At 63.4% G+C, this 9,911-nt stretch carries 9 protein-coding genes; 6 read left to right on the top strand and 3 right to left on the bottom strand.

Annotated features, from left to right (window positions below; all coding sequences use genetic code 11):
- On the bottom strand, positions 1-347 hold a 347-nt coding region (locus EN749_RS37765; RefSeq protein WP_189367655.1), incomplete at its 3' end, for a caspase family protein.
- 130 nt (positions 348-477) lie between these two features.
- On the opposite strand from EN749_RS37765, the gene EN749_RS22455 reads away from it, so the two are divergent.
- The 3 genes from EN749_RS22455 (at position 478) to EN749_RS22445 (ending at position 4,192) form a co-directional block, all read left to right on the top strand.
- Entirely contained in the window at positions 478-1,428 is a 951-nt protein-coding gene (locus tag EN749_RS22455; protein ID WP_128363997.1) for an AEC family transporter, read from the top strand.
- Positions 1,429-1,619: 191 nt separating this feature from the next.
- Positions 1,620-3,077 carry an NAD-dependent succinate-semialdehyde dehydrogenase gene (locus EN749_RS22450; protein ID WP_127267428.1) on the top strand — a complete coding sequence of 486 codons (1,458 nt, stop codon included), beginning with the start codon at positions 1,620-1,622 and terminating at the stop codon, positions 3,075-3,077.
- 92 nt (positions 3,078-3,169) lie between these two features.
- A complete protein-coding gene (locus tag EN749_RS22445; protein ID WP_128289325.1) occupies positions 3,170-4,192 on the top strand; it encodes an aldose epimerase family protein in 1,023 nt (340 codons plus the stop codon).
- On the opposite strand, the gene EN749_RS22440 is transcribed toward EN749_RS22445, so the two are convergent.
- Positions 4,189-5,109 (bottom strand): sugar kinase, encoded by a 921-nt coding sequence (locus EN749_RS22440; protein WP_128289326.1) that lies wholly within the window; start codon positions 5,107-5,109, stop codon positions 4,189-4,191. The genes EN749_RS22445 and EN749_RS22440 overlap by 4 nt on opposite strands.
- Before the next feature lie 151 nt (positions 5,110-5,260).
- Between EN749_RS22440 and EN749_RS22435 the strand changes: the two genes are divergently transcribed.
- On the top strand, positions 5,261-5,710 hold the full coding sequence (locus tag EN749_RS22435; RefSeq protein WP_127398774.1) for a FixH family protein: 450 nt from the start codon (positions 5,261-5,263) through the stop codon (positions 5,708-5,710).
- Between the two features lie 7 nt (positions 5,711-5,717).
- A complete protein-coding gene (locus EN749_RS22430; protein WP_128363996.1) occupies positions 5,718-6,917 on the top strand; it encodes a cytochrome c peroxidase in 1,200 nt (399 codons plus the stop codon).
- 508 nt (positions 6,918-7,425) lie between these two features.
- Here EN749_RS22430 and EN749_RS22425 read toward each other — a convergent pair.
- Positions 7,426-7,878, bottom strand: a complete 453-nt coding sequence (locus EN749_RS22425) for an Lrp/AsnC ligand binding domain-containing protein (RefSeq protein ID WP_128363995.1) — start codon at positions 7,876-7,878, stop codon at positions 7,426-7,428.
- Between the two features lie 163 nt (positions 7,879-8,041).
- Here EN749_RS22425 and putA point away from each other — a divergent pair.
- A partial coding sequence (gene putA / locus EN749_RS22420) for a bifunctional proline dehydrogenase/L-glutamate gamma-semialdehyde dehydrogenase PutA (RefSeq protein WP_128363994.1) occupies positions 8,042-9,911 on the top strand: 1,870 nt, incomplete at its 3' end.

The raw sequence follows: 9,911 nt of genomic DNA, 5'->3' as shown, positions 1-9,911 counted from the left end.
ATGCCATGACCAGAATAGTAGATGAAGGCGACATCGGCGCCGTCGGCATCTTCGGTGAACCGCTCCAGGTCGCGCTTCAGCTTGGTGGCGTCGCGGTCGGTGACGCTGCGGGCGTCGAAGCCAAGGTCGGTCAGCATCTTGGCCATGTCGCGGGCGTCGTTGGCGGGGTTGGGCAGGGCGGCGATGTGCAGGTAATTCGACTGGCCGATGATCAGCGCCACGCCCTTAAGGCTTTTCGTCTCGGCAACTGCAAGCGCGGTCGCGGCAAGGCAAAGCAGTGCGGCGACGATAGCCGTCAGCCATGCCCGCCGCAAACGACTAAGGTTCGAGAGTCCGACAAAAGCCATTTGTCGTTCGTGTCCGCCCTGATGATCCAAACCCTCTATAACGCTGCCAGCCGACGATGATCAAATTCAGGCGCGATTGCGTCGCGGTCGTGGCTCGCCTATCACGGGAAACCCGCCCGTCACGGTAAAAATGTCTCCGCTCACCGAAACCGTCCTTTTCGTCTTCAGCCTTGTCGCGCTCGGCTATCTCGCCGGGTTTACCGGCTATTTGAAGCCAGCGAGCGGCGAGGGGATATCTGAATTTGCCATCAACGTGGCGATGCCGCTGCTTCTGTTCCAGACAATGGTGAAGTCCGATTTCCACGGCGTGGCGCCATGGTCGCTGTGGGGCGCCTATTTCGCCGCGGTCGCCATCACTTGGGCCGCCGGCCATCTGGTCACCACCCGTATCTTCGGCAGGGATGCCCGCGCCGGCGTCGTCGGCGGGGTTTCGTCCGCCTTTTCCAATATCGTGCTGCTCGGCGTTCCCTTCATTCTTGGCATCTTCGGCCCGAGCGGCTTCGAAGTGCTGTCGCTGCTGGTCTCCGTGCATCTGCCGATCATGCTGATGGCCTCGATCGTGTTGTTCGAAGTCTTCGGCCGCGGCAGCGGCGAACCCGTGCATCCCTTGCGCGTTATCCGTAGCTTCCTCAGGCGGCTTTTCATGAATCCGTTGATCATCGGCATTCTGGCAGGCCTTGCATGGCGCATCACGGGTGCGCCGCTGCCTGATGTCGCCATGCGCCTGGTCGATGCGCTGGCCGATACGGCCGGTCCGGTGGCGCTGTTTGCCATGGGGCTCAGCCTGCGCCGCTTCGGCATTTCGGGCAATGTCAGGCCGGCGTTGGTGCTTTCGGTGCTGAAGCTGTTCCTGATGCCAGCGCTGGTCCTGGTCTTCGTCTGGCTGCTCGGCCTGCCGCCCTTGACGGCCAAGGTGGCGGTGATGGTGGCCGCGATGCCATCCGGCGTCAATTCCTATCTGATCGCGGTGCAGTTCAACACCGGCCAGGCGCTGGCGTCGAACCAGATGACCATCGCCACGGCCTGTGCAGCCATCACCACGGCTTTCTGGCTGACTGTCGTCTTGCACGTTTTCGGGTAAGGCATCGGGGTAAGCACGTCGCCTGCTCTCGTCTCGCTGTGGCCCAAGCCCTATATGCCATCTTGCGATTGCTTGCGGGCCTTGCCCTCGGTAAAGAGCAGTGGCTCCGGCGTGCCGGCTTCAGTCCATGGCGCACGCTCACCGAAGATTTCACAGACCGGCCCGTCAGGGCGCTGAACGGAGGATAGACCATGCTTCAGAAAACCAGCCATTTCATGCGGCAGGCCAATCTCATCAACGGCGAGTGGGTGCAGGCCGACAGCGGCCAGACAGTCGACGTCAACAATCCGGCCACCGGTCTCAAGATCGGCACCGTGCCGAAGTCGGGCAAGGCCGAGACGCGCCGCGCCATCGAGGCCGCCGCCGTCGCCTTCAAGTCGTGGCGCAAGACCACCGCGCTCGAGCGCTCGAAGCTGCTGCGCAAGCTGCATGACGCGATGATGGACAATCAGGACGTGCTGGCCGAACTGCTGACCATCGAGCAGGGCAAGTCGCTGTTCGAATCGAAGGGCGAGATTGGCTCCGCCGCGGCCTACATATTGTGGTTCGCCGAGGAAGGCCGCCGCACCTATGGCGATGTCGTGCCCTCACCATGGGCGGACCGCCGCATCCTGGTGACCAAGGAGCCGGTCGGCGTCATTGCCGCCATCACGCCATGGAATTTCCCGTCCTCGATGCTGGCTCGCAAACTCGGCCCGGCGCTCGCCGCCGGCTGCACCGCGGTGGTCAAGCCGGCGTCGCAGACGCCATATTCGGGCCTCGCCTGGGGTGCGCTCGCCGAGGAAGTCGGCTTCCCCAAGGGCGTCGTCAACATCCTGACCGGTTCGGCCAGCGAGATCGGCGACGAGATTTGCGCCAATCCGCTGGTGTCGAAGATCACATTCACCGGATCGACCGAGGTCGGCAAGCTTCTCATCCAGAAGTCGTCGGTCACCGTCAAGAAGGTATCGATGGAGCTCGGCGGCAACGCGCCGTTCATCGTTTTCGACGACGCCGACCTCGAGCGTGCGGTCGCCGGTGCGATCACCGCCAAGTACCGCAATTCCGGCCAGACCTGCGTCTGCACCAACCGCTTCCTTGTCCAGGCTGGTGTCTATGACAAGTTCGTCGAGAAGCTCGCTGCCGCCAGCAACGGGCTGAAGGTCGGCTCCGGCCTCGAGGACGGCGTGCAGCAGGGGCCGCTGATCGACGAGAAGGCGGTCGAGAAGGTCGAGGAACTGATCGCCGACGCCACATCCAAGGGCGGCAAGATCGTCGCCGGCGGCAAGCGCCATGCGCTCGGCGGTTCGTTCTTCCAGCCGACGGTCATCGCCAACGCGACACCCAAGATGCGCTTCATGAAGGAAGAGATCTTTGGCCCGGTCGCACCGGTGTTCAAGTTCGAGACCGAGGAGGAGGCCGTCGCCCTCGCCAACGACACCGAATTCGGCCTCGCCTGCTACTTCTACACGGGCGATCTCGGCCGCGCCTTCCGTGTGATGGAAGGGCTGAAATACGGCATGGTCGGCGTCAATGAAGGCCTCATCACCACGCCGGAAGCGCCGTTCGGCGGCGTCAAGGAATCCGGCCTCGGCAAGGAAGGCGGACATCAGGGCATCGAGGATTACCTCGACACCAAATATGTCTGCATCGGCGGCCTCGGCCTCTGATAGGCTATCCCTGAGATGAGCAGGCCGATAGCCTGCCCATCTCTCGTGGGAAAACCAGCCGAAGTCTTCTGGATCAACTGGCATTTACGGGCATGGCGATGAAGGACGGCGAGGTTTTCGGCACGACGCAGGCTGGCGAGCAGGTGCGTCGCTTCACGATCAGGGGCGGCGGCATCACAGCCAACATCATCGGTCTGGGCGCGATCATCCAGGATCTGCGCCTGACCGGGCACGATGCTCCGCTGGTGCTCGGCTATGACAGCCTGGAAGGCTACGAGACGGATACGGCCTTCTTCGGTGCTGTCGTTGGCCGCTACGCCAACCGCATCCGTGACGGCCGCTTCACCATTGGCGGCAGCCGCTACCAGACCGAGCAAAACTTCCTCGACAAGCATACGCTGCATGGCGGCTCGCAAGGTTACTCCCACCGGCCGTGGACGGTTTCCTTGCATGGCAGGGATTTCGTCACGCTGACCCTGCACGATCCCGACGGCGCGATGGGTTTTCCCGGCGCGCTTGATGTCACCTGCACCTACCGGTTGAAGATCCCCGGCACGCTTAGCGTCGAGCTGACAGCCACCTGTGAGGAGCCGACGCTGTGCAATCTCACCCAGCATTCCTACTTCAACCTGGACGATGGCGGCGCCGGAGACATTCTCGACCACAGGATGATGTTGAATGCCGGCGCCTATCTGCCGGTCGATGGCGACATGATCCCGACCGGGGTGGTCAAGCCGGTTGACGGCACGCCGTTCGATTTCCGCCAGGCGCGGCCGTTGCGCATGGAGACCGAGGGCGAACAGCTGCCCTACGACCAGAATTTCTGCCTCGCTTCGACACGCGGGCCGCTCAAACAGGCGGCGTGGACGCAAGGCGCCAGTTCCTGTGTCGAGATGGAGGTCTGGACCACTGAGCCCGGCGTCCAGCTCTATACCGGCCAGTATGTGACGCCGCGCACCGGGCTGGAAGGGCGGAACTACAAGGCCTTTTGCGGTTTCTGCCTCGAGCCGCAGATTTGGCCGGATGCGCCGAACCGGCCCTATTTCCCGCAGGCGACGCTGTGGCCGGGCGCGATCTACCACCACGTCACGGAATACAGATTCCGGCTACCTTAGCCTTCGAACGCCGCCCGCAGCGTCTCGAACGGCGCCAGGGCGCCACGTACCTGCACCACGGCGGCGGCGACACGATGGGCACGGCGTGCGGCTTCCAGCGGGTCGTGACCGGCAAGTCGAGCCGCAAGATAGCCGCCGTTGAAGGAATCGCCGGCGCCCGTCGTATCAGCGGGAGCCGCGACATGGATCGCCGGCACGTCGCGCAGCGTTCCTCCTTTGGCGATCAGCGCCGGCGCTTCGCCATTCTTGACGACGACCTCGCCAACCAATTTCCCGATCCGTTTAGCGGTCGCTTGCGGCGTTGCATCCTCAAACAGCATCTGCTCGTCGGGAAAGGTTGGTAATGCGATATCAGTGACAGCAAGGGCTTCGACGATCGCTGCCTGCGCCTCCTCGCGCTCACGCCAGAGCCGCGGCCGGTAGTTGGGGTCGAAGGCGATAAGGGAACCAGCCGAACGCGCCTTGGCGACGGCGGCCAGCAACGCAGCGCGCGCGGCTTTGTCCAGAATTGCCAAAGTGATTCCGGAAAAATAGACAAGTTCCTGATTTTCCAGGTTTTTCGATAATGCGGCCGGGTCCGAGGCAAGCTGCCGCGCGGCGGCGTCGCCACGCCAATAGGTGAAGGAGCGTTCGGCTCCCGTCAGCGTGATGGCATAGAGGCCGGGCCGCGCGCCCGCTATGAGCGGGCTGGAGCCGATGCCAATGCCGTTTTCAGCGAAGAAATCGATCTGCCCTTGCGAGAACGGATCGTCGCCGAAGGCCGAGACATAGGTTGCCGGCCGCTCGGTGCTCAGCGCGTGCAGCGCCCACAGCGTGTTGAACGTGTCGCCGGCAAAGCCCATGCGCCAGTTCGGTCCCGTCTGGCCCGACAGTTCGAGCATGCATTCGCCGATCGAGGCGACGCCGTTTCCCGCCATCTACAATCCTCCAGTGATCCCGGTGCTGTAGCTTTTTGCCACCGGCAGCGCCATGCTTGGCAAGCAGGGTTTTTTCCGTCACAGCGTTTTCCCACAGGCTGGCGGGATGCGATCCGTCCGGCAGAGCGTTGTCTGCGGAAGAGGAACCGGTTTGGCATCGATATGGCGTTATCTTCTGGCGGGTCTTGGTCTGGCTGCCTTGCTGGTCGGCATTCTCGCGGTCGTCTTCCTGACGGCGCCGCGGTCGTCGCTGCCTGCCGGCCCGGATGTCTCGCGGACGAAGAACACCGCCACCGCGCTGTTCGTGGCCAGCTTCGCGCCGGAGCGGGGTGTCGTACGGCAGGGCGAACTGCAATCCTGGCTGCTGACCTTGAAGACAAAGGCAGGTGTTCCGGTGGAAGGTGCCGCGATCGCGATTTCGGGCGGCATGCCACTGCACAGTCACGGCCTGCCGACCAGCCCGCAGGCGACCGACTATCTCGGCGACGGGCGTTATCGAATCGAAGGAGTGAAATTCACCATGAGCGGCTGGTGGCAGTTGCATTTCGCCATCTCGGCCACCGCCGGCTCCGACACGGTGCTCTTCAACGTGGTGCTGTGAGCAGGACATGAGGCGGCGTTCGCGTTTTCTGGCGCTGATGATGGCCGTTGTCCTTGCCGGTTGCACGAAGCCGGATTTTTCCGACGCCGAGAAGACGACCATCGCCTCGCTGGCGCTGTCGTCCCTGCCGGCGCTCAAGCCCGACACCACCAATCGTTTTGCCGACGTGCCGGCGGCTGCCGCACTCGGCTCGACGCTGTTCTTCGATCAGGGCATGAGCGGTGACGGGTCGGTATCCTGTTCGACATGCCACAAGATCGACCGTCAGTTCCAGGACGACCTGCCGCAGGCGGTCGGGGTGGGCCGCACCAACCGGCGCACCATGCCACTGGCCGGCGTCGCGCGCGATCCCTGGTTCTTCTGGGATGGCCGCCGCGACAGCCTGTGGGCGCAAGCGCTGACGCCGCTCGAAAACCCGCTGGAGCAGGCGGGAAACCGCACCGCCTACGCGCATTACATCAAGGCGCGCTTCGGCGAACGCTATGAGCGCATCTTCGGGCCGCTGCCTGATTTTTCCGACTTGCCGTTGGATGCCAGCCCGCTTGGAAACGATGTCGAGAGGGCGGCCTGGAATGCCATGAGCGGCCCGCAGCGTGACGCTATCAACGGCGTCTTTGCCAATCTAGGCAAGGCGATTGCCGCCTTCGAACGCTCGATCGCGCCGGCGCCAACGCGCTTCGACCGCTTTGCGCTGGACCTCGCCACCGGTGCCGAGCCGAAGGGCGATGCTGTCTTTTCCAAACAAGAAATCCTTGGGCTTAAACTGTTCATCGGCAAGGCCAATTGCGTGACCTGTCACAACGGCCCGCGCTTCACCGACAACAGCTTCCACAACACCGGCGTGCCTTCCGTTGCGGGCCTGCCGCCGGATCGCGGCCGTATCGATGCCGTGCACCAAGTCGAGGCGGACCCGTTCAACTGCTTCGGCGCTTATCGCGATGGCGACGCCAGCGCCTGCGGCGAGTTGCGCTTCATGGTCAAGGATGCGCCCGAACTCGTTCGTGCCTACAAGACGCCATCGCTGCGCGGAGCGGCAACGCGGCCGCCCTATATGCATGCCGGGCAGTTTTCGTCGCTCGACGAGGTGGTGGCGCACTATGCGAAGGCCGCGCCTAGCGTTGAGGGGGTGTCAGAAGTTCACCCGCTGGAGCTTTCAGATCGAGAGCGTGCGGCGCTGGTGGCGTTTTTGACGACGCTGGCGGAGTGAGGTTGCCGGCGATAGGAATAGTTGAGCGAAGCGAGGCGAGTTGGTGCTGAAGCGAGCAAAGGAGGTTCTATGAGCCGGAGTATGATTCCCGTCGAGGAAGCCGCCAAGGAATGGTTCAAGGATTCAAAATTCGCTGCCCAATATGAGCATTGGAAGAGGAATTCGCAATCGCAGAGGCTTCGATCAAGGCTCGGTGCGAGAAACAGGAAGCCAAAGTCGTGGGGCGACCGCTGAGCGCCTAATTCCTTAAGCACGGACCGCATGCTTCGGCGATTGGCGCAAACATCCATCGCTTCGTCATCCTGGGGCGTAGCAAGGAGCGAAGCGACGCGGCGCAGACCCCAGGATCCATGCCGGGACTCGGAAGCGCTGCTGCGGTGCGGAATTCTGCTCCGCTGCATTCTTCGGCCGAGGTCGCGGCATGGATCCCAGGGTCTCCGAGACGGAGCTTCGCTCCTGCTTCGCCCTAGGATGACGAAGTTGGGGAGGCTTCAGCCATCCCTACGCTCTACCGATCCTTGACCGTCTCCATGGCCACGAAGGTCGAAGTCTGGGCGACGTGGGGCAGGGCTGAGATGCGTTCGCCGAGGACGCGGCGATAGGCGGCGATATCCCTGGTGCGGACTTTCAGCAGATAGTCGAAGCTCGACGCCATCATGTGGCACTGCTCGATCTCCGGCACGGCCTGTACGGATCGGTTGAAGGCATCGAGCGCGGCGGATCGGGTGTCGGACAATTTCACCTGGACGAAAGCGACATGGCCTTCGCCAATGCGCTCGCGGTCGATGATCGCCTGGTAGCCTCTGATATAGCCGTCCTTTTCCAGCCGCTTCACCCGCGCCTGCACCGGCGTCTTTGACAGGCCGACCTTTGTCGCCAGTTCCGACATGGAAAGCCGGCCATCGCTTGCCAGCGCCGACAGGATATTCCTGTCGATGCGGTCCAATTGGTCTTCTATCATCGAAAATGTAGTCCATATGTCAGTTTTGAGCCGTTATGATAGATCGAATGACCTGCAATGTCGATTTCTTCGGACCGACTGAAAATTCGTACCTGTGCTAGCTTGCGCCATTCGGTCCGGTGACCGCCGGCCCGATCTCCTTTGCTCGATCCATGGGACCGCCATGCCAGCGCTCGATGCCATCCGCCAGCAGATTCGCGCCAACTACCTGCCCGACGAAGACGAGGCCGTGAAGCGGCTTGCCGACGCTACGGCGCTCTCCGGGAAAGACCGCAAGGCGATCTCGGCACGGGCCGCCGATCTGGTGCGGGCGGTGCGCGGCTCGTCGGATCCTCGGCTGATGGAAGTCTTCCTCTCGGCCTATGGTCTCTCCACCAAGGAAGGCGTGGCGCTGATGTGCCTGGCCGAGGCACTGTTGCGCGTGCCCGACACCGAAACGATGGACGACCTCATCGCCGACAAGATCGCGCCGCACGACTGGTCGGCGCATTCGGGCGGTTCAAGCTCCATCTTCGTCAATGCCTCGACCTGGGCGCTGATGCTGACCGGCCGCGTCCTCGATGAGGGCGAGGGCGGCATCGAGGGCACGCTGCGTTCTATGGTGCGGCGGCTGGGCGAGCCGGTCATCCGCAAGGCGGTGGCCGCCGCCATGCGTGAAATGGGCGAGCAGTTCGTGCTCGGCCGCACCATCACGGAAGCCGTCAAGCGCGGCCGGCCGATGACGCAGAAGGGCTACCTCTACTCCTTCGACATGCTGGGCGAGGCAGCCCGCACCGAGGCCGACGCCTTGCGCTATCACAAGGCCTATGCCGACGCGATTTCGTCGCTCGATTCCGGCTCCAACGGTCCTGACATCAGGCAGAACCACGGCATCTCGGTCAAGCTTTCGGCGCTGCATCCGCGCTACGAGGTGGGGCAGAAGGACGAGATGCTGCCTGTCATGGCAGACCGGCTCTTGTCGCTGGCGCTGGCCGCGCGCCATTCGCGCATGGGCCTCAACATCGATGCCGAGGAGGCCGATCGCCTCGATCTGTCGCTCGACGTCATCGAGCGGGTGCTGGCCGAGCCGGAACTCGCCGGCTGGAATGGCTTTGGTGTGGTGGTGCAAGCGTATGGGCCGCGCGCGGCCTTCGCCATCGATTGGCTCTATGCGCTGGCCAGGAAATACGACCGCAACATCATGGTGCGGCTGGTCAAGGGTGCCTATTGGGACACCGAGATCAAGCGCGCGCAGACGCTCGGACTGTCAGGCTATCCCGTCTTCACCCGCAAGACCAACACCGACGTTTCCTACATGGCTTGCGCGAAAAAGCTGCTATCGATGACCGACCGCATCTATCCGCAATTCGCCACCCACAATGCCCACACCGTCGCCGCCATCTTGGCGATGGCGGACAATCGCGATTCCTTCGAGTTCCAGCGCCTGCACGGCATGGGCGAGGCGCTGCACGAGACGGTGCGCCGGTACGAAGGCACGCGCTGCCGCATCTATGCACCGGTCGGTGCGCATTCCGATCTGCTGGCCTATCTGGTCCGCCGGCTGCTGGAGAACGGCGCCAATTCCTCCTTCGTACACCAACTGACCGACGAGGACGTCGAGCCGGAGGACATTGCGCGCGATCCGCTCGAAACGGTCGAGAGCCAGGGTCCGGCCGCCAATCCGGCGATTGCCCGGCCTTCCCAGATCTTTGGAGCCGGGCGTCGCAATTCGAAAGGATTCGACATCACCGACACGGTGACGCTGGCGGCGATCGACAAGGCCAGGGCGGCCTTCGCCGGGCCGGATCGCTGGCATGCCAAGCCGATCACGCGGGCCGCCGGCTACGGCAAGCTGCGTCCGATCGTCAACCCGGCAAAGCCTTCCGAAGTGGTCGGCACGGTCAGCGAAGCCGCCGCAAAGCAAGTCGCGACCGCCGTGCGCTTTGCGGTGGAAGCGCAGCCGGCCTGGGCAAAACGTCCCGTTGCCGAGCGCGCTGCCATCCTCAATCGTGCCGCCGATCTCTATGAGGCGAATGCGGTCGAGTTCTTTGCAC

It is taken from the genome of Mesorhizobium sp. M7A.F.Ca.ET.027.02.1.1, assembly GCF_004022985.1.
GTDB lineage: Bacteria > Pseudomonadota > Alphaproteobacteria > Rhizobiales > Rhizobiaceae > Mesorhizobium.
Note: the sequence above shows the minus strand (reverse complement) of the source record. Positions and strands in the feature narration are given on the sequence as shown.

What these genes read in the sequence shown, in the direction of transcription:
- EN749_RS22455 (WP_128363997.1), top strand. Translation starts at nt 478, where the DNA reads ATGTCTCCGCTCACCGAAACCGTCCTTTTCGTCTTCAGCCTTGTCGCG.
- EN749_RS22450 (WP_127267428.1), top strand. Translation starts at nt 1,620, where the DNA reads ATGCTTCAGAAAACCAGCCATTTCATGCGGCAGGCCAATCTCATCAAC.
- EN749_RS22445 (WP_128289325.1), top strand. Translation starts at nt 3,170, where the DNA reads ATGGCGATGAAGGACGGCGAGGTTTTCGGCACGACGCAGGCTGGCGAG.
- EN749_RS22440 (WP_128289326.1), bottom strand. Translation starts at nt 5,109, where the DNA reads ATGGCGGGAAACGGCGTCGCCTCGATCGGCGAATGCATGCTCGAACTG.
- EN749_RS22430 (WP_128363996.1), top strand. Translation starts at nt 5,718, where the DNA reads ATGAGGCGGCGTTCGCGTTTTCTGGCGCTGATGATGGCCGTTGTCCTT.
- EN749_RS22425 (WP_128363995.1), bottom strand. Translation starts at nt 7,878, where the DNA reads ATGATAGAAGACCAATTGGACCGCATCGACAGGAATATCCTGTCGGCG.